General features: G+C 72.4%; 22 protein-coding genes. 10 read left to right on the top strand and 12 right to left on the bottom strand.

Annotated elements, in window-relative coordinates:
• The first annotated feature begins 64 nt into the window (after positions 1-64).
• The gene (locus AB9M23_RS18465; RefSeq protein ID WP_372426054.1) at positions 65-694 is read left to right on the top strand and encodes a LysE family translocator; all 630 of its coding nucleotides are present in this window, start codon (positions 65-67) and stop codon (positions 692-694) included.
• 10 nt (positions 695-704) lie between these two features.
• Here AB9M23_RS18465 and AB9M23_RS18460 read toward each other — a convergent pair whose 3' ends face one another.
• From AB9M23_RS18460 to yajC, 5 genes are all read right to left on the bottom strand, one after another.
• Positions 705-1,595 (bottom strand): phytoene/squalene synthase family protein, encoded by an 891-nt coding sequence (locus tag AB9M23_RS18460; protein ID WP_372426053.1) that lies wholly within the window; start codon positions 1,593-1,595, stop codon positions 705-707.
• A 22-nt stretch (positions 1,596-1,617) separates the two neighbouring features.
• Positions 1,618-2,019, bottom strand: a complete 402-nt coding sequence (locus AB9M23_RS18455) for an Mth938-like domain-containing protein (protein ID WP_372426052.1) — start codon at positions 2,017-2,019, stop codon at positions 1,618-1,620.
• Positions 2,020-2,033: 14 nt separating this feature from the next.
• Positions 2,034-2,993 (bottom strand): protein translocase subunit SecF, encoded by a 960-nt coding sequence (secF, locus tag AB9M23_RS18450; RefSeq protein ID WP_372426051.1) that lies wholly within the window; start codon positions 2,991-2,993, stop codon positions 2,034-2,036.
• 15 nt (positions 2,994-3,008) lie between these two features.
• Complete coding sequence (gene secD, locus AB9M23_RS18445) at positions 3,009-4,613, bottom strand: protein translocase subunit SecD (RefSeq protein ID WP_372426050.1); 1,605 nt, start codon at positions 4,611-4,613, stop codon at positions 3,009-3,011.
• Positions 4,614-4,720: 107 nt separating this feature from the next.
• Positions 4,721-5,017 (bottom strand): preprotein translocase subunit YajC, encoded by a 297-nt coding sequence (yajC, locus tag AB9M23_RS18440; protein ID WP_372426049.1) that lies wholly within the window; start codon positions 5,015-5,017, stop codon positions 4,721-4,723.
• A 758-nt stretch (positions 5,018-5,775) separates the two neighbouring features.
• On the opposite strand from yajC, the gene AB9M23_RS18435 reads away from it, so the two are divergent.
• From AB9M23_RS18435 to AB9M23_RS18425, 3 genes are all read left to right on the top strand, one after another.
• Complete coding sequence (locus AB9M23_RS18435; RefSeq protein ID WP_372426048.1) at positions 5,776-7,494, top strand: glycine/sarcosine N-methyltransferase; 1,719 nt, start codon at positions 5,776-5,778, stop codon at positions 7,492-7,494.
• 103 nt (positions 7,495-7,597) lie between these two features.
• Positions 7,598-8,479, top strand: a complete 882-nt coding sequence (locus tag AB9M23_RS18430; RefSeq protein ID WP_372426047.1) for an ATP-binding protein — start codon at positions 7,598-7,600, stop codon at positions 8,477-8,479.
• Between the two features lie 114 nt (positions 8,480-8,593).
• Positions 8,594-8,911, top strand: a complete 318-nt coding sequence (locus AB9M23_RS18425; protein WP_372426046.1) for a hypothetical protein — start codon at positions 8,594-8,596, stop codon at positions 8,909-8,911.
• Positions 8,912-8,919: 8 nt separating this feature from the next.
• On the opposite strand, the gene AB9M23_RS18420 is transcribed toward AB9M23_RS18425, so the two are convergent.
• Both AB9M23_RS18420 and AB9M23_RS18415 read right to left on the bottom strand, forming a co-directional pair.
• On the bottom strand, positions 8,920-9,318 hold the full coding sequence (locus AB9M23_RS18420) for a DUF2306 domain-containing protein (protein ID WP_372426045.1): 399 nt from the start codon (positions 9,316-9,318) through the stop codon (positions 8,920-8,922).
• Between the two features lie 57 nt (positions 9,319-9,375).
• Entirely contained in the window at positions 9,376-10,323 is a 948-nt protein-coding gene (locus tag AB9M23_RS18415; RefSeq protein ID WP_372426044.1) for a DMT family transporter, read from the bottom strand.
• Positions 10,324-10,360: 37 nt separating this feature from the next.
• Here AB9M23_RS18415 and AB9M23_RS18410 point away from each other — a divergent pair, with 37 nt between their 5' ends.
• The 5 genes from AB9M23_RS18410 (at position 10,361) to AB9M23_RS18390 (ending at position 16,256) form a co-directional block, all read left to right on the top strand.
• The gene (locus AB9M23_RS18410) at positions 10,361-11,218 is read left to right on the top strand and encodes an AraC family transcriptional regulator (protein WP_372426043.1); all 858 of its coding nucleotides are present in this window, start codon (positions 10,361-10,363) and stop codon (positions 11,216-11,218) included.
• Between the two features lie 73 nt (positions 11,219-11,291).
• Positions 11,292-12,188 (top strand): DMT family transporter, encoded by an 897-nt coding sequence (locus AB9M23_RS18405; protein ID WP_372426042.1) that lies wholly within the window; start codon positions 11,292-11,294, stop codon positions 12,186-12,188.
• Between the two features lie 149 nt (positions 12,189-12,337).
• On the top strand, positions 12,338-12,628 hold the full coding sequence (gene groES, locus AB9M23_RS18400) for a co-chaperone GroES (protein ID WP_029031320.1): 291 nt from the start codon (positions 12,338-12,340) through the stop codon (positions 12,626-12,628).
• A gap of 95 nt (positions 12,629-12,723) precedes the next feature.
• Entirely contained in the window at positions 12,724-14,379 is a 1,656-nt protein-coding gene (gene groL, locus AB9M23_RS18395; protein WP_372426041.1) for a chaperonin GroEL, read from the top strand.
• A gap of 308 nt (positions 14,380-14,687) precedes the next feature.
• Positions 14,688-16,256 carry an alpha-amylase family glycosyl hydrolase gene (locus tag AB9M23_RS18390; protein ID WP_372426040.1) on the top strand — a complete coding sequence of 523 codons (1,569 nt, stop codon included), beginning with the start codon at positions 14,688-14,690 and terminating at the stop codon, positions 16,254-16,256.
• A 35-nt stretch (positions 16,257-16,291) separates the two neighbouring features.
• Here AB9M23_RS18390 and AB9M23_RS18385 read toward each other — a convergent pair whose 3' ends face one another.
• The 5 genes from AB9M23_RS18385 to iolG all read right to left on the bottom strand — a co-directional run bounded on the left by AB9M23_RS18385 (position 16,292) and on the right by iolG (position 21,789).
• Positions 16,292-17,314, bottom strand: coding sequence for a YcjF family protein (locus AB9M23_RS18385; RefSeq protein WP_372426039.1), 1,023 nt, complete (start codon positions 17,312-17,314; stop codon positions 16,292-16,294).
• A gap of 15 nt (positions 17,315-17,329) precedes the next feature.
• Positions 17,330-18,778 carry a YcjX family GTP-binding protein gene (locus tag AB9M23_RS18380; RefSeq protein WP_372426038.1) on the bottom strand — a complete coding sequence of 483 codons (1,449 nt, stop codon included), beginning with the start codon at positions 18,776-18,778 and terminating at the stop codon, positions 17,330-17,332.
• Between the two features lie 300 nt (positions 18,779-19,078).
• Positions 19,079-19,600: a SixA phosphatase family protein gene (locus AB9M23_RS18375; protein ID WP_372426037.1), complete on the bottom strand. Its 522-nt coding sequence runs from the start codon at positions 19,598-19,600 to the stop codon at positions 19,079-19,081.
• Between the two features lie 49 nt (positions 19,601-19,649).
• Positions 19,650-20,774, bottom strand: a complete 1,125-nt coding sequence (locus AB9M23_RS18370; protein ID WP_372426036.1) for a Gfo/Idh/MocA family protein — start codon at positions 20,772-20,774, stop codon at positions 19,650-19,652.
• Positions 20,775-20,787: 13 nt separating this feature from the next.
• Entirely contained in the window at positions 20,788-21,789 is a 1,002-nt protein-coding gene (gene iolG, locus AB9M23_RS18365; protein ID WP_372426035.1) for an inositol 2-dehydrogenase, read from the bottom strand.
• 141 nt (positions 21,790-21,930) lie between these two features.
• Between iolG and AB9M23_RS18360 the strand changes: the two genes are divergently transcribed.
• Positions 21,931-22,746 carry a MurR/RpiR family transcriptional regulator gene (locus AB9M23_RS18360; protein ID WP_372426034.1) on the top strand — a complete coding sequence of 272 codons (816 nt, stop codon included), beginning with the start codon at positions 21,931-21,933 and terminating at the stop codon, positions 22,744-22,746.
• The last annotated feature ends 217 nt before the right edge of the window (positions 22,747-22,963 follow it).

Here is a 22,963-nt window from a genome sequence, read left to right as displayed (position 1 = left end):
CCACCAAGCAACCGCCGCATCACAGCCGGAAAGATCCGGCGATGGCCGAATGCCGGAGATCCCCATGCCCACCTCCTACCTCCTCTTCGTCGCGACGGTCGTCAGCCTCATCATGGTCCCCGGCCCCGACATGCTCTACGTCGTCGGCCGCTCCATGACCCGCGGGCGCGTCGCCGCCTTCTGGGCGGCGTCGGGGATCGCGGCGGGGTATCTCGTGTTCACGGGGCTCGTGGCGCTGGGCGTCGGGCTCGTGTTCCAGCTGGAGGAGAGCGTCTTCAGGGTCGTCCAGGCGCTGGGCCTCGCCTATCTGTCCTCGCTCGCCTACCGGCTGTTCACGTCGGACGGATCGCTGGTCGAGACCGCGGACGTGCCCGGGATCTCGCGGGGCGAGGACTTCGCCTTCGGCGTGCTGACCAGCGCGCTCAACCCGAAGGGCATCCTGTTCTACTTCGCCATCCTGCCGCAGTTCGTCTCGCCGGCGCAGGGGCCGCTGTGGAGCCAGGCGCTGCTGCTCGGGGCGACGACGAGCGGGCTGTGCCTCGTCCTCTACTTCGCCGCCGGCCTCTTCGCGGATGCCGGCAGCCGGCGCTGGGTCGGGAGCCCGCGCCGCCGCCGGCTGGTGGCGCGCGGCGCCGGGGCCGTGCTCCTCGTCGCCATCGTCCTCGTCGCGACGACGCGCTTTCCCGCCGCGTGAGGTGCGGACCTCACATCCGCCGCGACGCCCACCAAAGCGCCAGCTGCCGGCGCCATTGCGGGATCTCGACGACGCTGCGATAGGGGTCGAAGCCGGGCCGCTCCATGGCCTTCAGGGCCGGCTCGACGAGCGCGAGCGGCAGGAACGCGGGCACGATCGCCCGCGGCGCGCCGGCGAGCGCGCGCCACGCCTCGGCGCGGTGGCGGCGCGCCAGCGCGCGCATGTCCTGGAGCGCCGCCTGGAGCGGCAGGCCGCCCTCCCCCGCGAGCACGCGCTCGCGGGTCAGCCCGTGGCGCGCGAGCGTCTCCACCGGCGGCACGTAGAGCCGGCCGTCGCGGACGTGCCAGGGGAAGGAGCGCATCAGCCCAGCGAGCGCATAGGCGACGCCGCCGTGCCCCGCGGCGTCCGCATGGCCGGGGTCGGCGCCGCCGGCCAGGATCAGGCTCGCGAGCCGCATCAGCACGGAGGACGTCTCGCCCGCGTAGCCCTCGAGGTCGTTCACGGTGGCGATCGGGTCGTCGTAGAGGTCGTGGATGCGCGCCTCGACGAGGCCGACGAGGGGCGCGCGCGGCAGGCGATGGCGTGCGATCGTCTCCTCCAGCGCCGCGAAGACGGGGTTCGCACGCGCCTCCTCCGCCCGCGTCCCCTCGAGCGCGTCGCGCCACCATTGCAGGCGGATCTCGCCCGGCAGCGGTTCGCGCACGCGCTCGGGGACGCGCGCGACCTCGGCGGCGAAGGCGTAGAGGGCGAAGAGCGCCGGGCGCGCCGCGGCGGGAGCGAAGAGCGTGGCGAGCCAGCGATCGGGATCGTCGCGCCGCACGATGCGCTCGCAGGCACGCGCGTGCTCCGGTGCGTCCTCGGCGAGGGCGCTGCCGCGAAGGGCGGCGTCGTCCGCGCTCATCGCGGGGACCGCCGGGATGTGGTCAGGGGACGGCGAGCAGCGCCGCGCCGACGCGGCGCCTCTCGCCGAGCAGGATCGTGAAGGTGCGCGCCGCCGCACCCGTCTGCATCACCTCGACCCGTAGGCCTCTCTCGCGCAGTCCCCACATCACCTCCTCCGGCAGGAGCACGAGATCCGCCCCGACGCCGACGAGCAGGAGTTCCATCGCCTCCGCCTCCCGCAGAGCCGGGACGAAGGCGGCCAGCGTCAAATCCGCGGGCGTCGCCGGGTCCCAGGCGTGGATGCCGGACGGCAGCGCCAGGATCGAGCCGCGGTGCGACATGTCCGCGAAGCGGAAGCCGCCCGCGCCGTAGGCGTCGATCGGCCAGCGGCCGGGGACGAAGCCGTCGTGCAGCCGGCCACCCCGGGGATCGTCCGCGGCCATGGCGTCACCCTACCCTACTCGGCCGGCTGCGCGCGCGCCGCCGCTTCCGCCTCGGCGATCTCGCTCGCCGGACGCACGCCGAGATAGATCAGGATCGGCGCGGCGATGAACACCGACGAATAGGTGCCGACCACGAGGCCGAAGATCATCGCATAGGCGAACCCCTTGATCACCTCGCCGCCCAGGAAGGCGAGAGCGAGGAGCGCGAGGAACGTCGTCACGCCCGTGAGGATCGTGCGCGAGAGCGTGGCGTTGATGGCGACGTCGAGCACCTGATGGACCGTGATGCGCTTGTACTTGCGCAGCATCTCCCGAATACGGTCGTAGACCACCACCGTGTCGTTGAGCGAATAGCCGAGGATGGTGAGGATCGCGGCGATCGAGGTCATGTTGAACTCGATCTGCGTGATGGCGAAGAAGCCGATCGTCAGCACGAGATCGTGCAGCGTGGCGATGACGGCGCCCACCGCGAAGTGCCATTCGAAGCGGAACCAGAGATAGACCAGCACGCCGAAGATGGCGAACACGACGCCGAGCGTGCCGGACTGCACGAGTTCGCCGGAGACCCGCGGCCCCACCACCTCCACGCGGCGGAAGACGTAGTCGTCCTCGAAGGTCGCGCGCAGGTCGGCGACGACCTCCTGCTGCACCTCCTCCTCGGTCAGGCCGTCCCGCGCCACCTGCACCTGGACGCGCAGCGAGACGTCCCGCGGGGTGCCGAACTCCTGCACCTCCACCTGGCCGAAGCCCAGCGCGTTCGCCTCGTCGCGGATCTGGGCGATGTTCGCCGGCCCCTCGCGCGACTGCAGCTCGACGAGCGTGCCGCCGCGGAAGTCGATGCCGAAGTTCATGCCGAGCCCGAAGAAGGCCGCGACGCACAGGATCGAGAGCGCCGCCGAGAACGGGAAGCTCCAGCGCCGCCAGCGCATGAAGGCGTACTTCGTCTCGACGGGAATGTAACGAACGAGCCACATGGCCGGTGCTCCTCCTCAAACCGCGAGCGACTTGGGCCGGCGGACCCGGAACCAGGTCGCGACCATCAGGCGGGTGAGGGTGTAGGCGGTGAAGACGGTCGTGATGATGCCCAGCGACAGCGTCACGGCGAAGCCGCGCACCGGGCCGGTGCCGAGGAAGAACAGAACCGCGGCGGCGATCAGCGTGGTGATGTTGGCGTCGAGGATGGTGCCCAGCGCGCGGGCGAAGCCCGTGTCGAGCGCGGAGACCGCCGAGCGGCCGAGCCGTTCCTCCTCGCGCACGCGCTCGAAGATCAGCACGTTCGAATCGACCGCCATGCCGATCGTGAGCACGATGCCTGCGATGCCCGGCAGCGTCAGCGTCGCGCCCAGCGCCGAGAGCAGGCCGAGGATGAGGATCACGTTGACCGTGAGCGAGATCGTGGCCAGCACGCCGAAGAAGCCGTAGGCGCTGACCATGAACAGCACGACGAGGAGCGCGCCCACGATCGCAGCGGTGACGCCCGCGCGGATCGAATCGGCCCCGAGCCCCGGCCCGACGGTGCGCTCCTCGACGATGGTGAGCCGCGCCGGCAGCGCGCCGGCGCGCAGGAGCACCGAGAGGTCGTTCGCCTCCTGGACGGAGAAGCGCCCCGAGATCTGGCCCGACCCGCCGGTGATCGGCGACTGCACGCGCGGCGCGGAGATCACGCGGTCGTCGAGCACGATGGCGAGCTGGCGGCCGACGTTGCGCGTCGTCGCGTCGCCGAAGCGCTGGGCGCCCGAGACGTTGAAGCGGAAGTTGACGACCGGCTCGTTGGTCTGCTGGTCGAAGGCGGGCTGGGCGTCGATCAGGTCCTCGCCCCCCACGATGATCTGCCGCTCGACCGCGACCGGCTCCCCGCCGAGATCCTCGGAGGGCAGCATCTCGACGTCGCTGTCGCCCGGGTTGGCGAGGAAGCGGAACTCGAGCTGCGCCGTCTCGCCGAGAATGGTCTTGAGACGCTCGGGATCCTGCAGGCCCGGCACCTGAACGAGGATGCGGTCCTCGCCCTGGCGCTGGATGTTGGGCTCCGTCGTGCCGAGCGCGTCGACGCGCTGGCGCAGCACCTCGATCGCCTGCGAGACCGCCCGCGACACGCGCTCGGTGACGCCCGCCTCGGTGAAGCCCGCGTTGATCAGCCCGCCCGGCCCCTCGGTCACGACGACGGCCGTCGCCGACTGGCCGATCGCGGCGTTCTGGAGCGGCACCTCGAGCTCCTCCAGCAGCGGCAGCAGCCGGGCGCGCGCCGCGTCGTCGGGCACGCGCACGCTCACGCCCCGGGTGGTCGTCTGGATGCCGCCCTCGAGCGGCGTGCGGGTCTCACGCAGGGCCTGGCGGACCTGGTCGCGCAGGTTCTGCGCCTCGCGCCGCATCAGCTCGTCGACGTCGACCTCGAGCAGGACGTGCGAGCCGCCCTGGAGATCGAGCCCGAGCACGATGCCTTGGGTCGGCACCAGGAAGGACGGCACGAAGCTCGGCGTCGCCGCGGCGAGCGCGTCCCGCTGGCTCTGCGACAGCAGGTTCGGCATGGCCAGCAGCATGCCGAAGGCGACGGCCACCAGGATGGCGATCGTGGTCGAGGTCTTGAAGCGCAACATTCCCGAACGAACCTTCCTCTCGCGCCCGAGGCCCGGCGCCGGCGCCCGTGGGTTCCGCGGGTCCGGACGCGTGCCGACGCCGCGGCCTCAGCGGGCCGAATCGACGCTCACTTGTCGATCTTCACCGGCTCGCTCTTCGAGCGAACCTCGGTGACCATCCCTCGCACGATGCGCACCCGCACGCCCTCCGCGATCTCGACCTCGATCTCCGCGTCGTCGACCACCTTGGAGATCTTGCCCACGATGCCGCCGGAGGTGACGATCTGGTCCCCGCGGCGCAGCGCCTTCACCATCTCCTGATGCGCCTTCACCCGCTTCTGCTGCGGGCGGATGATCAGGAACCACATGATGACGAAAATGAGGATGAAGGGGACGAGCTGCAGGAAGACGTTGGGTTCACTCATGGCACGCTGGCTCCATTGGCGAAGCGCGCGGCGCGGCCCGCGCCGGCGGCGCTGATCGGAGGGCACGCATCCGCTCGACGAGGTCGGAAAGCGGCGCGGACTATAGCGACCGAGCGCGCGAAAGCAATTCGCGAGCGTCGCGCGACGGTGGACGGGCCGCGACCCGCGCGCGCGGGTCGCAGGAGCCGCGTGGCGCACGCCGGACCACGCGGCCGCGCGGACCGGTCGGCGCGGCCGCCGCGATGCAGAAGAGGCGCGCCGCGCCAACGATCTCGCCGGCTCCGAATCGCCCGTCGAGGCTATCGGTCGAGCGCACGCGCAGTCGCTCCCCGGCGCTTGCCTCGCAACCGATCGCGCACGATCGAGCCACCGCCGGGACACCTCGGCCGATCGACTTCGCTGCACCGCGACGAATTCTGTGTGATCGCTCCGCATAGCACGAATAAATCCGAGATGTAAGCCTGACAATTCACCCGCAGCGGCGTAGTGTCCTATCCGTCCAGCGCGTGGATCCCGCCGCCTCGCCCGAGCCAGCCCCACCGGCGGCTCGCCCGCGGCCCGCCTCGCGGCTCCACGACCTCTCCCGTGGTGCCCCGTCGCGGTCTCCTCGCCCCCGCCCGATGGGCCCGTCCGGTCGCCACGCGCACCAGCCGACGCGCGGCAGATGCCGCGTTCCGCTACGGCCGCCCGGCCGCGTCCGCACCCGCGGGCGCGAACGATCCCGGCCGCTCGAAGAACGACGACGGAAGGAAGACGCCATGACGGCCCGCATGACGACCGCCCGCTCGACCAACGCCCGCATGCTCGGCAACGCGCGGATCGTGCCGCAGGAGCAGCTCTACGGCGACGACCCGATCGCCAAGCGCGAGACCGGCCACTACGAAGCCGAGTACGTGAAGAGCTTCGTCGAGAAGTGGGACGAGCTGATCGACTGGGAGGCGCGCGCCGAGAGCGAGGGCGACTTCTTCATCGACGTGCTGCGCTCGCGCGGCAAGCACAAGATCCTCGACGTCGCCTGCGGCACCGGGTTCCACTCCGTGCGCCTCACCCAGGCGGGCTTCGACGTCACCTCCGTCGACGGCTCGGCCGCGATGCTGGCCCAGGCCTTCGAGAACGCGAAGGCCCGCGACATGATCCCCAAGCTCGTGCAGGCGGACTGGCGCTGGCTCAACCGGGACATCCAGGGCAAGTACGACGCCATCATCTGCCTCGGCAACTCCTTCACCCACATCCACGACGAGGGCGACCGGCGCCGGGCGCTGGCGGAGTTCTACGCCGCGCTCAAGCACGACGGCATCCTCATCATCGACCAGCGAAACTACGACGCCATACTCGACCAGGGCTTCTCGACGAAGCACAAGTACTACTATTGCGGCGACCGGGTGAGCGCCGAGCCGGAATACGTCGACGACGGCCTGGCGCGCTTCAAGTACACCTTCCCGGACGCGTCCGAGTACACGCTCAACATGTTTCCGCTGCGCAAGGCCTACATGCGGCGCCTGCTGGAGGAAGCCGGCTTCCAGCGCATCCGCACCTACGGCGACTTCCAGGAGACGTTCGAGGACACCGAGCCCGACTTCCTCATCCACGTCGCCGAAAAGGCCTTCCTGCGCGCGGACTCGCCGCCCACCCCGCCGGCGATCTCGACGAGGGGCGAGAAGTCGGTGAGCCGCATCACCGAGGACTATTACGACAGCCCGGAGGCGGACAACTTCTACTTCAACATCTGGGGCGGCGAGGACATCCACGTCGGCATGTACGAGGAGACGGCCGACATCCGCACCGCGAGCCGCCGGACCGTCGAGACCATGGCCGAGCGGCTGACGAGCCTGTCCGAGCGCACCCGCGTGCTGGACATCGGCGCCGGCTACGGCGGCTCGGCGCGCCATCTCGCGCGGACTCACGGCTGCGACGTCGTGTGCCTCAACATCTCCGACGCGCAGAACGACACCAACCGCTTCCTCAACCGCCGCCAGGGCCTCGCCCGCCGCGTCTGCGTCGTGCACGGCTCCTTCGAGGACGTCCCGCGCCCGGACGCCTCCTGCGACGTGGTCTGGTCCCAGGACGCGATCCTGCACGCGGGCGACCGAGAGAAGGTCTTCCGGGAGGTGGAGCGGGTTCTGCGCCCGGGCGGCGAGTTCGTCTTCACCGATCCGATGCAGGCCGACGACGTGCCCGAGGGCGTGCTCCAGCCCGTCTACGACCGCATCCACCTGCGCAGCCTCGGCTCCTTCGGCTACTACCGCGCGCTCGGCGAGCGGCTCGGCTTCGAGACGCTCTCGCTCGACGACCGTACGCCGAACCTGCGCCGGCACTACGAGCGGGTGGGCGAGGAGCTGCGGGCACGCTACGACGAGATCGTCGCGGTCTCCTCGACCGCCTTCGTCGACCGCATGCTGGTGGGGCTCGACGAGTGGGTGAAGGCGGCGGATTCCGGCTGGCTCGCCTGGGGCGTCCTGCACTTCCGCAAGCGCTGAGGCGCGCTCCGAGGCATCGGCCGCGCCCCGGGGCGGGAGAATTGAACCCGCCTCCCGGCTCGGCTAAGCACCGGATGCGCAGCGCGCCAGGGAGCGCATCCGGATGACCGCAGACACGCCAGACGCAGCAGAGCTCGCGAGCCTCGCCCGCCGCATCGCGGAGGCGCTGGAGCGGCTCGCCCCGCCGCCGCCCGCCGCCTTCGACCCGACGGCGGCGGACGCCTTCGTCTGGAAGCCGGACCGCGGCCGCCTCGCTCCCGTCGCGAAGGTCAACCGCGTTCCGCTCGCGCTGCTTCACGGCATCGACCGGGTCCGCGACACACTCCTCGACAACACGCGGCGCTTCGCGGACGGTCTGCCGGCGAACAACGCGCTCCTGTGGGGCGCGCGCGGCATGGGCAAGTCCTCGCTCGTCAAGGCGGTCCACGCCGAGGTCAACGAGCGGCGCGGGTCGCGCACCCCGCTCAAGCTCGTCGAGATCCACCGCGAGGACATCGAGAGCCTGCCCGACCTGATGAACCTCGTGCGCGCGGACGCGCACCGCTTCGTCGTCTTCTGCGACGACCTCTCGTTCGACGCCGACGACACCTCCTACAAGGCGCTGAAGGCGGTGCTCGAGGGCGGCGTCGAGGGCCGGCCCGAGAACGTGCTGTTCTACGCCACCTCGAACCGCCGCCACCTGATGCCGCGCGACATGGTCGACAACGAGCGCGCGACCGCCATCAACCCCGGCGAGGCGGTGGAGGAGAAGGTCTCGCTGTCGGACCGGTTCGGGCTCTGGCTCGGCTTCCACAAGTGCTCGCAGGACGAGTACCTCGCCATGGTCTTCGGCTATCGCGACGCGCTCGGGCTCCACGCGGCGGACCGCGACGCCGTACGGCGGGAGGCGCTCGAATGGGCGACGACGCGCGGCGCGCGCTCGGGGCGCACCGCCTGGCAGTTCATCCAGGACCTCGCCGGGCGCATGGGACACCGGCTCGGATGAGCCTCGCGCGACGGCGCGGGAACGGTTAGGCTCCCGCGAGCCGAACCTTACCCGCCGCCGCGGGTTCGCGCAGGCCGCGCGCCCGCCGGCGCGCTCCCCCGAGAGACCGACCCGATGACCCGCACCGCCCTCGCCTCCTTCGCCCGCCTCCAGCGCCCCTGGCTCGACCTCTGGCTCGCCACGACGCGGCTCGGGCTCGAATCGCAGGCGGTCGTGGGTCTGCGCCTCTTCGGGATGGCGACGGGCGCGCTGCCCGCCGCGCGCGAAGCCGGGCTGATGGTGCCGGAGAAGCTCGGTGCGCTGGCCGACGCGCACTACCTCGTCGCCCGCGCGGCCCTCACCGGCCGCGGCCCCGCCACCGCGGAGGACGTGGTGCGGCTCTACCGGCGGCGCGTGCGCGCCAACCGCAGGCGGATCGCCCGCGCCGGTTGAGCGCACGATCACCCGCCGAAGACGACCGCGTGCATGATTCGCCCCGGCAGCAGCGTGAACGCACCGGTGAGCACGAGGGCGAACCAGAACAGCATGATCATCGTCGTGCGGTGTGCCGCCACCCTCTGCCGCCGCGCCTCCACGACGCCCATGGTCACCATCACGACGGTGAAGGCCGAGAGGCCGTGGATCCACGAGAATCCGGCGATCAGCGGGTCGTAGACGAACCCGAAGGACGAGATCGCCACGATCAGCATGAGCGAGACCCAGATCCAGCCGACGAGCCGGTGCCCGCCGCCGCCCTTCGGGCGGCGCAGCTGGAAAACGCCCAGCAGGAGCGCGGCGATGGCCGCGAAGGCGTGGACCTGGACGAGGGTCGGGGCGGCGAGGAGCGGGGCGAGGGACATCGGGCCGGCCTGCTTGGACTCATCGCAGCGAGCCCAGCATGGCAGGCCCCGCGGCGTCTACCCCCGGCGGCCACCCGTCTGGACCAGGACCACTCCCGCGATGGCCAACGCGATCGCGGCGAGGATCGTGGGCGACGGCAGCGTCGCGAAGGCGATCGCCGTCATCGCGGCACCCCAGATCGGGACGAGGTTGAGGAACACCGACGCCCGCGCCGGCCCGATGTCGGCTACACCGCGCGACCAGAGCCAGAATGCGACGAGGGTGGCGAGCACGCCCATGTAGAGCACGGCGGCGACGTCGAAGGGCCGCATCGCGGCGATCTCCGCGGGGACGTTCGTGGCGAACACGGCCGCGGGCGCCAGCATCAGAGCACCGAGGACGAGGCTCCAGCCGGTGAGGACGTTCGCCGAATGAACCGCCAGCGCCCGCTTCACCGCGATCGTGTAGAGCGCCCAGACGACGGCGGCGGCGACGAAGAGGAGGTCGCCCGACAGCGTCCCCGCCGCGAGCCTCCATCCCGCCTCCCGCGCCTCCGACGCGACGACGACGAGCACCGCCGCGAAGGCGCAGGCGAAGCCGAGAGCCTGGGCACCTCGCACGGGCAGGCGGAGCAGGACGAGCGAGAGCGCCGCCGTCCAGGCCGGCGTGGTGGCGATGATCACGAGGCCGTGGAGCGGCGTCGACAGGTCGAGCGCGATCGTGAACAGGATGTTGTAGGCGAACACGCCGAGGAAGCCGATGCGCGCGAAGAGCGCGAGCTCCGTCGCGCTCGCCCGCGCGACGCGCCGAGTCGCCACGACGACCACCCCGACCGCCAGCGCCCCTACCGCGAACCGCGCCGCCGCGAGGAAGACCGGGTCGAGCACCTCGAGCGCGATCTTGCCGGCCACGAACACCCCTGCCCAGAGCAGGGTCGCCAGCGCGAGCTGGGCATAGGTGGCGAGGGGCGCGTCCGCGGCGGAGCCGGCACCTCGGGCCTTTGCGTGCGTGGTCTCGTCGGGCATGCTCGTCTCCTGTCGAAGCGCGATCGGAGCCTCGCCCATGCCCCACGCCTCGCAGGGCGGTCTTGAACGATCGTGCGCGACCGCGCGCGATGCGATTCGGCTCGGCACCGGCGCGCCGGGCGTCGAGCGCATCGCCGCGCGCTTCGCCGGCCGCGCCTACGAACCGCACCGGCACGATTCCTACGCGATCGGGCTCACGCTCGGCGGCGTTCAGAGCTTCGACTACCGCGGCACCCGGGCGGACGGGCGCACCGGCTGCGCGCTGGTCATCCATCCCGACGAGCGCCACGACGGGCGCGCGGGCGACGAGGCCGGCTTCGCCTACCGCATGGCCTACGTCGAGCCCCGGCTCGTGCGCGAGGCGGCGGGGGAAGCGCTCGGCGCCCTGCCCTTCCTGCGCGATCCCGTCTCGCGCGACCCGCGCCTCGTCGCCGCCGTGAGAGGCCTCCTCGCCGATCTCGACGCGCCGCTGGAGCCGCTCGCCGCGGATGCCGCGCTGGCGGCGCTCGCCGACTCCCTCGTCGCCCTCGACCCGTCGGCGGTGCGACGCCCCGCGCGGCCCGGCATCGCCGCCGCCCTGGAGAGAGCCCGCGACCACCTCGCCGCCCACGCCACCGCGGCGGGCGAGCCCGTCCGCTCGCAGGCGCTCGAAGCTCTCACGGGTCTCGACCGCTACACGTTCGCCCGCCAGTTCCGCGGCCGCTACGGCACGAGCCCCCACCGCTACCTCGTCATGCGCCGCCTCGAGCAGGCCCGCGTCGCGATCCGCACCGGCACCCCGCTGGCGGAGGCCGCGCTGGCCGCCGGCTTCGCCGACCAGAGCCACATGACGCGGCAGTTCAAGGCGGCCTTCGGGATCACGCCGGAGCGGTGGCGGCGAACGATCTCCACGTGAGCGGCCGCGGAGGCCTTACGCGTCGGCCCGGTGCGTGCGAGAAGGTCGCCTCGCCAACCGGACCCCGTCCCCCATGCCCGCCCCCACCGGCCGCGACGCGGCCCCCGCCTCCCTCCCCCGCGCGATCCGCGACGCGGTGCTCGGCATCGGGCTCCTGTCGGCGATGGACGCGGCCGTGAAGCTCGCGACCGCCAGCCTGCCGGTCGTGCAGGTCACGTTCCTGCGCTTCGCCTTCGGGGCGTTCGCGATCGCGGCGGTGGTGGCGTGGACGCGACCGCGGGTCCCCTCCTGGGAGACGCTGCGGATCAACTTCGTGCGCGGGCTCCTCGTGGTGGCGACCGGCCTGAGCTTCTTCACCGCCCTCTCCCGCCTGCCGCTCGCGGAGGCGACGGCGCTGTCGTTCCTCGCGCCGGGCTTCATGGCGCTGTTCGGCGCGCTGATCCTGAAGGAGCGGGTCGGCGCCCGCGCGCTCGCCGCGCTCGCGATCGGCTTCGCCGGCATGCTGGTGATCGTGTTCGGCCAGGGAGGCTTCTCTCGTGGTTTCGCGTCCGGCGTGACGCTCGATCCGATCGGCGTCGCCGCGGGGCTGGCCGCGGCGGTGTTCTACGCGCTGGCCATGGTGCTGGTGCGCGCCCGCGCGCGCATCGACGGCGTCGTCACCATCGTGGCGCTGCAGCACCTGTTCCCCGCCCTCGTGCTCGCGGGCCCCGCCGCCGTCGTCTGGGAGCCCCTGACCGGCGACCTCGCCCTCCTGTTCTGCCTCGTCGGCACGCTGGGCGTCGGCGGCCACCTGCTCTTGGCCCGCGCCTTCCGCTCGGCGGAAGCCGCCCGCATCGCGCCGATCGACTACACCGCGCTCGTCTGGGCGGCGGCCCTGGGGCTCGTGATGTTCGGGGAGGTGCCGGGCTGGGCGACGCTCGCCGGCGCGGGGCTGATCGTGGCGGGGGCTGTGGTGGCGTCGCGGCGATAGGCGTGTCGTCCTTGACACGACGCCCCAACCCGCCTATCTCGCGAGCATGCTTTGGCACTCCCTTCGCGTGAGTGCCAACAGCCACGAGCAACCCTGACGGCGGGCGTGTTCTATCCGACCGCGCCCCGCCTGCATAGAGGACGCCATCCATGAACTTCCGTCCCCTGCACGACCGCGTCGTCGTCCGCCGTATCGAGGCGGAGGAGAAGACGAAGGGCGGGATCATCATCCCCGACACCGCCAAGGAGAAGCCCCAGGAGGGCGAGATCGTGGCGGTGGGCCCCGGCGCCCGCGACGAGACCGGCAAGGTCCAGCCGCTCGACGTCAAGGCCGGCGACCGCGTGCTCTTCGGCAAGTGGTCGGGCACCGAGGTGCGCATCGACGGCCAGGATCTCCTCATCATGAAGGAGAGCGACATCATGGGCGTCGTCGCCGCCTGAGGCGCGCGGTCCGCCGCCCCGTCCGTTGACCGGGCCTCGCGCGCGTCGGCTCCTCCCGAGCCGCCCCGAGGCCGCATACTCGAGGATTTGAGCACATGGCAGCCAAGGAAGTGAAGTTCTCGGCCGACGCCCGCGAGCGCATGCTGCGCGGCGTCGACATTCTCGCCGACGCGGTGAAGGTGACGCTCGGCCCGAAGGGCCGCAACGTCGTCATCGAGAAGTCGTTCGGCGCCCCGCGCATCACCAAGGACGGCGTCACCGTCGCCAAGGAGATCGAGCTCGCCGACAAGTTCGAGAACATGGGCGCGCAGATGGTGCGCGAAGTGGCCTCGAAGACCAACGACCTCGCCGGCGACGGCACGACGACCGCGACCGTTCTCGCCCAGTCGATCGTCAAGGAGGGCGCCAAGGCGGTGGCCGCGGGCATGAACCCGATGGACCTCAAGCGCGGCGTCGACATGGCCACCGCCGCGGCGGTCGCCGACATCCAGGCCCGCGCCCGCAAGGTCGCCTCGACCGGCGAGGTCGCTCAGGTCGGCACCATCTCCGCCAACGGCGACGCGCTGATCGGCGAGATGATCGCCAACGCCATGCAGAAGGTCGGCAACGAGGGCGTCATCACGGTCGAGGAGGCGAAGACCGCCGAGACCGAGGTCGACATCGTCGAGGGCATGCAGTTCGATCGCGGCTATCTCTCCCCGTACTTCATCACGAACGCGGAGAAGATGATCGCCGAACTCGACGATCCCTACATCCTCATCCACGAGAAGAAGCTCTCCTCGCTCCAGGCGATGCTGCCGATCCTCGAGTCGGTCGTGCAGTCGGGCAAGCCGCTGCTGATCGTCGCCGAGGACATCGAGGGCGAGGCGCTCGCCACGCTCGTCGTCAACAAGCTGCGCGGCGGCCTCAAGGTCGCGGCCGTCAAGGCTCCGGGCTTCGGCGATCGCCGCAAGGCCATGCTCGAGGACATCGCCATCCTCACCGGCGGCACCGCCGTCTCCGAGGACCTCGGCATCAAGCTCGAGAACGTGACGCTCGACATGCTCGGCCGCGCCAAGCGCGTGCGCATCGAGAAGGAGAACACCACGATCATCGACGGCGCCGGCTCGAAGGACGACATCGAGGCCCGCGTCCAGCAGATCAAGGCGCAGATCGAGGAGACCTCCTCGGACTACGACCGTGAGAAGCTCCAGGAGCGTCTCGCCAAGCTCGCGGGCGGCGTGGCCGTCATCCGCGTCGGCGGTGCGACCGAGGTCGAGGTCAAGGAGAAGAAGGACCGCGTCGACGACGCGCTGAACGCCACCCGCGCGGCGGTCGAGGAAGGCATCGTCCCCGGCGGCGGCACCGCGCTGCTGCGCGCCAAGAAGGCGGTCGAGAAGCTCACCTCGGACAACCCGGACATCCGCGCCGGCATCAAGATCGTGCTGCGCGCGCTCGAGGCGCCGATCCGCCAGATCGCCGAGAACTCGGGCGTCGAGGGCTCGATCGTCGTGGGCAAGATCCAGGACAACGCCTCCGAGACCTACGGCTTCAACGCCCAGACCGAGGAGTACGTCGACATGCTGCAGGCCGGCATCGTCGACCCCGCCAAGGTCGTGCGCACCGCGCTCCAGGACGCCGCCTCCGTGGCGGGCCTGCTGATCACCACCGAGGCGATGATCGCCGAGGCGCCCAAGCGCGAGTCCGCCGGCGGCGGCGGTGGCGGCGGCGGCATGGGCGGCATGGGCGGCATGGGCGACATGGGCTTCTGAGCCCGGCGCTCGTCCCGCGTCACCGACACGCGAGACGCGACGAACGCGGAGGCCCCCGGGGAGACCCGGGGGCATCTTCGCTGTTGCGCTCACATTCGTGTCGATTCTCGACGATGACTCGGCCCATGGCTGCGGGGGCGGACGCGTGGTGGCGGGCGGAGGAGGAGCCGCGCGCGGGCCGCCGCTTCGACGCCCTCGTCTACCGCGCCGACCCGCGCCGCAGTTTGGATCGATTTTCCCTGGCATCGACGCGCCCGATCGCCTATGCGGGGTGCAATCCCGAATAACCTCATGCCGGAGCCGCGTGCATGACGCACAGCCCCGACGCCACGCCCTGGTGGCGAAGCGCCGTCGTCTACCAGATCTACCCGCGCTCCTACCAGGACACGACCGGCGACGGCGTCGGCGACCTCGCCGGCATCGCGCGCCGCCTCGACCACGTGGTCGCGCTGGGCGTCGACGCGATCTGGATCTCGCCGTTCTATCCCTCGCCGATGCGGGACTTCGGCTACGACGTCTCGGATTATTGCGCCGTCGACCCGATCTTCGGCACGCTCACCGATTTCGACGATCTCGTCGCCGCCGCGCACGCGCGCGGCCTGAAGCTGCTGCTCGACTTCGTGCCGAGCCACACCTCGGATGCGCATCCGTGGTTCCGCGAGAGCCGCGCCTCTCGCCAGAGCGCCAAGCGCGACTGGTACGTCTGGGCCGACCCGGCGCCCGGCGGCTGGCCGCCGAACAATTGGCTGTCGGAGTTCGGCGGGCCGGCCTGGAGCCTCGACGAGGCGACCGGCCAATATTGGCTGCACATCTACCTGCGCGAGCAGCCGGCGCTGAACTGGCGCAACCCCGCGGTCCAGGCGGCCATGCTCGACGTGATGCGCTTCTGGTTCGATCGGGGCGTCGACGGCTTCCGCGTGGACGCGGTGGAGCATCTCGTCCCCTCCGCCGCCCTCACCGACAACCCGCCGGACCCGGCGTGGCGGCCCGGCATGCAGGAGGCCCGCGCGCTGCAGCGCGCCTACACGGCCCACCAGCCGGAAGTGTTCGACGCCGCCCGCGCCATGCGGCGGGTCGCGCGGGACTACGCGCCCGAGCGGCTCCTGATCGGCGAAGCCTACGGCACGCTCGCGGAGGTGATGGCGTACTACGGCGGCGAGGGGCTCGACGGCTTCCAGCTGCCGTTCAACTTCCAGCTGATCTTCGCGGACTGGAACGCCGCGAGCATCGCACGCATGGTCGAGGGCTACGAGGCGGCGCTGCCGGCGGGCGCCTGGCCCAATTGGGTGATGGGCAACCACGACCGCCCGCGCATCGCCGGGCGCATCGGCCCCGCGCAGGCACGCGTCGCGGCCATGCTGCTCCTCACGCTGCGCGGCACGCCCACGATCTACCAGGGCGAGGAGCTCGGCATGGTCGACGTGCCGATCCCGCCGGGCATGGTCCACGACCCGATGGAGAAGAACGCCCCCGGCCAGGGCCTCGGCCGCGATCCCGTGCGCACGCCGATCCCCTGGGACGAGGGGTCGAACGCCGGCTTCACCACGGGTGTGCCCTGGCTCCCCATCGGCGGCGCCGCGCCGGTCTCCGCCCAGGAGCGCGACCCCGAATCGATGCTCGCGCTCTACCGCCGCCTGACCGCGCTGCGCCGCGCCGAGCCGGCGCTGTCGCTGGGGGCGTATCGCACGCTGTCCGCGTCCGACGACGTGCTCGTCTTCGAGCGACGGCACGGCGCGCGGCGGCTCGTCGTGGCGCTGAACTTCTCGGATGCCGAACGGCCGCTCGGGCACCGCGGCGCCGTGCTGCTCTCGACCCGGGCCGGTGCGCCCGCCGCGGAGCGGCTCGCCCCCAACGAGGGGCGCGTGATGGAGGGGTGAAGCGGGCGCGTTCCTCGAAGGGGACGGGCGGCCCGCTACCCCTTCGCCTCCTCCACCACCCGCTTCGGGATCAGCTCCCCCGCCACGTCGCCGATCTTCGGGCGCTCCAGCGCCACGAACGGAAGCGGGCGGCAGACCGCGATGGCGGCCAGCCCGAAGCGGGCGGTCATGATGCCGTTGAGCACGCCCTCCCCCAGCCGCGCCGAGATCCGCGCGGCGATGCCGAGCCCCAGCGCCTGCTGCATCAGCCCGTCGCCCAATGCGACGCCGCCGGTCACCGTGAGGTGCGTCAGCGCCGCGCGCATCAGGCGCAGGAAGCCCAGGGTGCCGGGCCGGGCGCCGTAGATCGCCGAGACTCGTCGCAGCACGCGCGCGGCGTTGAAGATCACGAAACCGACGTCGATCGCCGCGCGCGGAGAGAGCGCGGTGACGAGGGAGACCTGCTTGGCCGCGTCCGCCACCGCGCGGGCGGCGCGGTCGTCGAGATCGGCGAGCAACTCCCGCTCGGCGATGGCGAGACGGTCCTCGGCGTCGAGGATCTCGTCGGCGACCTCGGCGATGCGGCCGCGGGCGCGCGCGGTCTCCGGGCGCGCCGCGTAGAGCGCGACGATCTCCGCGACGACCCGCTTCGCCGCCTCGCCGTCGCGGGCCTCGCGGGCGGAGAGCGCACGCGCGCGCAGATCCTCGATCTTCTTCTCGCGCAGCAGCCCGGCGACCTCGCGCCCCACCAGCACCGCGAGCGCGACGAGCGCGAGCGCGAGCGCGGCGAGCCCCGCCCAGCCGAGCCACGGCGCGACCTCGAACAGGCCGCGCACGAGGTTCTCGGCCGCGAGGCCCAGCGCCAGCAGCACGAGGGCGCAGAGCGCCGACAGCAGGATGCCGCCCCACGGCAGGCCGCGCTTGCGGCCCATCGGCACCGGCGTGCCGTCGGCGGCCTCGAGGATCTCGTCGGGCTGGATCTCGACGCGCACGCGGGCGGGGCGGTCGGCCTCCTCGCCGAGGCGCGTCTCGGCGACGTCGGGGTCGTCCAGGCGGAAGGCGCGGGGCTTGCGGGACATGTGCGTGCGCTCTCCTCAGGCCAGGCGGTCGCCGATCAGGAACTCGATCGCCCGGTCGAGCCGGATGTGCGGCAGGCGCGGCGCGCGTCCGGCCGGGTCCGGCTTCGGCTCGGGCGGGCGAAAGCGCGGGAAGCGCAGGCTCCCCGGCGGCACGGCGCCCTCCAGTACCGCCGCCGCCCGCTCGGGCAGCTCGCCGGGGAAGACGGCGGCGCGGGTGTTTCCGTCGAAGACCGCGCCGTCGATCGTCTCGCCGGCCTCCGGCACGCCGGCCACCGCCTCGAGCCGGGTGCCGTGCTCGTGGACGAGCGTCTCCAGGGTGGCGCGCACGGAGGCGAGCGCCACGGTGCCGACCTTGGCGCCGGCCGCCTCGCCGCGCTTCACCGCACGCTCGACGAGGAGGCGCAGCACGGCCTCGAGCCGCGCGTGGCTCGTCTGATGGACGTGGTCGGCCTTCGTCGCCGCGAACAGGACGCGCTCGGCGCGCGGCGCGAACAGGCGCGAGACGAGCGTGTTGCGTCCCGACCGGAAGGCGAGCAGCACCCGGTCGAGCGCCCGCTCGAGCTCCGCCAGCGCGCCGGCGCCGCCATCGATCGCCGCGAGCACGTCGACGAGGACGATCTGCCGGTCGATGCGCTGGAAATGCTCGCGGAAGAACGGGCGCACCACGTGATGGCGATAGGACTCGAAGCGCCGCTCCATCAGCGCGCCGAGGCTCCTCGGCTTCGGGCGGGCACCGGGGGCGTGGCGCAGGGGGGCGAAGGTGAGCGCCGGCGAGCCCTCGAGGTCTCCCGGCATGAGGAAGCGCCCCGGCGGCGTCGTCGCCACCGCCTCCGGCCCGGCGCGAAGCGCGACGAGGTAGTCCTTGAAGGCCGCCGAGAGACCGGCGATCGCCGGCTCGTCGGGCTCGGCGTCGGGATCGATCGCGGCGAGCGCCGCGAGGAAGGGCGCGGCGAGCGGCGCCCGGTCGGGCCGCGCGGCGCCGTCGAGCACCTCGCGCGACCATTCGCCGAAATCCTGGTCGAGCAGCGCGAGGTCGAGCAGCCATTCGCCGGGGTAGTCGACGATGTCGAGATGCAGCCGCGCCGGCCCCGAGCGCCAGGCGCCGCGCCCGCGCTCGTAGTCGATGTCGACTCGCAGCTCGCTCACCCGCGAGGTCGAGGCGGGCCAGCGGCGCTCCTCGGCGAGCATGCGCAGGTTGTCCTCGTAGGCGAATCGCGGCACCGCGTCGTCCGGCTGCGCCGCGAGCCGTGCGCGGCGGATGCGGCCCTCGTGCGAGGCCCGGAAGGCCGGCAGCGGGACGTTCTGCACGAGATTGTGCACGAGCGCCGTCGTGAACACGGTCTTGCCCGAGCGGGCGAGCCCGGTCACCCCGATGCGCACGCCGGGGTCGACCGTGCGCGACGCGTAGTCCCCGAGGCTCGCGAGGACGTCGAAGGCGCTGGAGGCGAAGGAGGGTGCGGGCACGCGCGTGGGACCGGTGAGACGAGAGAACGCTCGCCCTCACTTAGGGACGAGGGCGCGATTTCCCAAGCGCCCCGCTCCTCCCTCATCGGGGGAGGTGGATCGGCGCCGAAGGCGACGAGACGGAGGGGGTGCGCCGGCAGGCGCTTCGGCGGAGCCGAAAACCGGCCGGCTTCGCGCCACGGGACCCCGCCCCTGGCTCGCTCCGCTCGCCGTCCCCGCCCCGATGGGGCGGGAGCGCTCCTACCCCATCGGGGCCCCATCGAGGGAGGTGGATCGGCGGCGGAGCCGGAATCGGCCCGGTCATCCCTCGGTCGTGGCGAGCCCCTTCGGCGTCACGAAGCGCTCCATTCGGCCCTCGCGGGCGACCACCTCGGACCAGCGCTCGGCCTCGAGATCGATCACCGCGATCGCGGCGGTGGGAAACTTCTGCTGCAGGCGCGCGAAGGCGTAGCGGTCACCGTACCCGACGAGCGTGGACGCGAGGTCCTCCATGCCGGGATTGTGGCCCACGAGCAGGAGCGTGCGCACGGCATCGGGCGTCTCGCGCACGACGCCCAGCAGGCGCTCCGCCGGCGCCTCGTAGATGCGCGGCTCCTCACGCGTGTCCACCGGTCCCAGCGCGGAGCCGGCGAGCGCGAAGGTCTCCCGCGTGCGCCGCGCGGACGAGACGAGCACGAGATCGGGCAGGAGCGCCTCGGCGGCGAGGTAGGCCCCCATGCGCGGGGCATCGGCGCGGCCGCGCTCGTCCAGCGGACGGTCGTGGTCCTCCACCCCGTCGGGATAGGCGGACTTGGCGTGGCGGAACAGGATCAGGCGTCTCATGACCCCCGTGTAGCACGCGGGCGGGGGTCCGGGAAAACCCCCGCGGCCCTCACGCCGGGAGGCGCACCCAGCCGCCGCCCCCCTCGCGGGCGGAGCGGGCGATGGCGTGAATCACGCGCTCGATGCGCAACGCCTCGGCGAAATCCGGCGAGGCGCGCCCCGCGCCGGCGATGGCGCGCAGCAGGCCCGCGACCTCGATCGTCTTCTGGTCGTTGAAGCCGAGCCCGTGGCCGGGCGCCGGCGTGAAGGCGCCGTAGGGCTCGTGCGCGGGTCCGCTCAGGATCGTGCGGAAGCCGTGGCGCGAGCGGTCGGGCTCGGCCTGGAAGAGCTGGAGCTCGTTCATCCGCTCCTGGTCGAAGGCGATCATCCCCGCCGACCCGTGCACCTCGAAGGCGAGCCGCCCCTTGCGGCCCCAGGCGGCCCGCGAGGTGGTCAGCACGCCCGAGACGCCGCTCTCGAAGCGCACGAGCGCGGTGGCGACGTCCTCGTTCTCGACCGGTCCCTCCCCCGCTCCGTCCGGCATCGGCCGCGTCGCGTGGACCGTCTGCATGTCGGCGCACACGGCGCCGATCGGCCCGCACAGGGCCTGGGCCAGGGACACCAGGTGGCAGCCCAGATCCCCCAGCGCGCCGAGCCCCGCCTCCTCGGCGCGGCAGCGCCAGGACCAGGGCAGCGCCGGATCGGCCATGTAGTCCTCGTCGACCACGCCGCGGAACTGGACGATGCGCCCGATCGCGCCCTCGGCGACGAGCTTCTGCGCGTGCAGGAAGGCGGGGTTCTTGAGGTAATTGTAGCCGACCTGGGTGACCACTCCCGCCGCCTGCGCCGCGGCGGCCATCTCCTCGGCCTCCTCCAGCGTCAGCCCGAGCGGCTTCTCGCAATAGACGTGCTTGCCCGCCGCCAAGGCCGCGAGCGCCATCTGGAAGTGGAGTCGGTTGGGCGTGGTGATCGACACGAGGTCGACCGCCGGGTCGACGACGAGATCGCGCCAATCGTCGGTCGCCCGCGCGAAGCCGAACTGGCGCGCGAAGCGCACGGCCGCCTCCGCCGGCGTGTCGCACAGGACGGCGAGGCGCGGCGCCGCCACGTCGCCGAACACCGCGCTCACGGCCCGGTAGGCGAGCGCGTGGCACTTGCCCATGAACCCCGTCCCGATCAGCCCGATCCCGACCATGGTCCCCTCCTCGTCAGCCGATCTCCGAGACCGCCACGGTGCGCCCCTCGCGCACCGAGAGGAGCGCCGCCTCCGCCAGGATCAGCGCGGCGAGACCGTCGGCGCCGCCCGGCGCGACCGGCGTGCCGTCGCGCAGCGCCGCGACGAACGCCGCGATCTCGTTGGCGTAGGCCTGCGTGTAGCGGGTCATGAAGAAGTCGAAGAGCGGCGGGCGGGTGAAGCCGCGTGCGTCGGCGACCTCGATCATGGCCGGGCGCTGGTTTTCCGCCGCGATCATGCCCCTGGAGCCGTGCACCTCGATGCGCTGGTCGTAGCCGTAGGCGGCGCGGCGCGAGTTCGAGACGATCACCTGCTTGCCCGTGGCCGTCTCGAGCACGAGGCTCGCGCTGTCGTAGTCCCCCGCCTCGCCGATCGCCGGGTCGACCATCACCGCCGCGCGGGCCGTGACCCGGTCGATCTCCTCGCCCATCAGGAAGCGGGCCATGTCGAAGTCGTGGATCGTCATGTCGCGGAAGATCCCGCCCGAGGCCTCGATGTAGGCGATCGGCGGCGGACCGGGGTCGCGGGAGGTCAGCGTCGCCATCTCCGGCGCGCCGATCCGCCCCGCCGCGATCTCGGCCTTCACCGCCATGAAGGATGGATCGAAGCGGCGGTTGAAGCCCAGCATGAACGGCGTGCCGGTCTCCTCCACCACCGCGAGGCAGGCGCGCACGCGCGAGAGCGAGAGGTCGATCGGCTTCTCGCAGAAGATCGCCTTGCCGGCACGCGCGAAGCGCTCGACGAGGTCGGCATGGGTGTCGGTCGGCGTCGCGACGATGACGGCATCAACGTCGTCGGCGGCCTCGATCGCCTCGATCGTGCGCACCGCGGCGCCGTGCTCGCCGGCGAGCGCGTCCGCCGCCTCCGCCAGCGGGTCCGCGACCGCGACGAGCCGCGCGCCCTCGACGGCTGCGACCGCCGCGCCGTGGACCTTGCCGATGCGGCCCGCGCCGAGGAGCCCGAAACGGATTGCCATGCCTACCTCCCTGCCCGCGGTCGCGCCGCAGAAATGGAATTTTCGTTCCATCGATGCTTGCGCGCCGCCGCAGGGGCTGTCAAGGTCCGCGGTCGGCGCGCACGCGTGCCGGCAGCCCGATACCGAGACGAAGCCCCCCGCATGAAGCCCACCCCGCCGAGCGATTTCGAGGACCTGCGCCAGCGCCTCGCGGCGATGCACGACGGGCTGCCCAAACGCCTGCGCCAATGCGCCGCCTACGTGCTGCGCGAGCCCGACCGCATCGCCTTCGACACGGTGGCCGAGGCCGCGGCCGCCGCCGAGGTGCCGCCGTCCGCGATGATCCGCTTCTCGAAGCTCGTCGGCTATTCCGGCTATTCGGAGATGCAGCGGGTCTTCCGGGCGCGGCTCTCCAACGTCTGGCCGGACTACTCGACGCGCCTCACCCGGCTCAAGACCGCCGGCGCCGGCAGCCCGGAGAGCGTGCTCGCCGAATTCGCCGAGGTCTCGCGCGGCTCGATCTCGCGCATGGCGCTGGCGCTGGAGCCGGAGCGGCTGCAGGAGGCGGTGCGCCGGCTCGCGGCCGCGCGCATCCTCCACGTGGTGGGCTTGCGCCGCGCCTTCTCGGTGGCGGCCTATCTCGCCTATTCCTTCGAGAAGGTGGGGCGGCCCACCATGCTGCACGACATGGCGGGGCGCCTCGACCACGGCGGCATGCTCGCCGCCGACGACGCGCTGCTCGCCATCTCCTTCGCACCCTACACGACCGAGACGGTGGCGCTGGCGCAGCACGCCAAGGCCCGTGGCCTCTCGGTGATCGCCATCACCGACAGCCAGTTCTCCCCGCTCGCGCCCCATGCCGACGTGGTGCTCGGCGTCGACGAGCTCGACTTCGGCGCCTTCCGCTCGCTCGCCGCCACCTTCTGCCTCGCAGCGACGCTGGCGGTCGCGACGGGGGCGGCGCTCGACGGCGGCTGACCGTGTCCCGCCCGCTCGGCGCGGGGACGATCCGCGGAGCGGATCAGGGGCGGGGTCCCGTTGCGCGACGCCCGCGGAGATTTCGGCTGCGCCGAAGGCGCCTCGCGGCGCACCCCCTCCGTCTCGTCGGCTTCGCCGCCGATCCACCTCCCTCGATGAGGGAGGAGCGCGCTCCCGCCCCATTGGGGCGGGGACGATCCGCGAAAGCGGATCAGGG

This window comes from Salinarimonas chemoclinalis (assembly GCF_041514305.1).
GTDB lineage: Bacteria > Pseudomonadota > Alphaproteobacteria > Rhizobiales > Beijerinckiaceae > Salinarimonas > Salinarimonas chemoclinalis.
The sequence above is the reverse complement of the archived record's forward strand: the minus strand, read 5'-3'. Positions and strand labels throughout refer to the sequence as shown.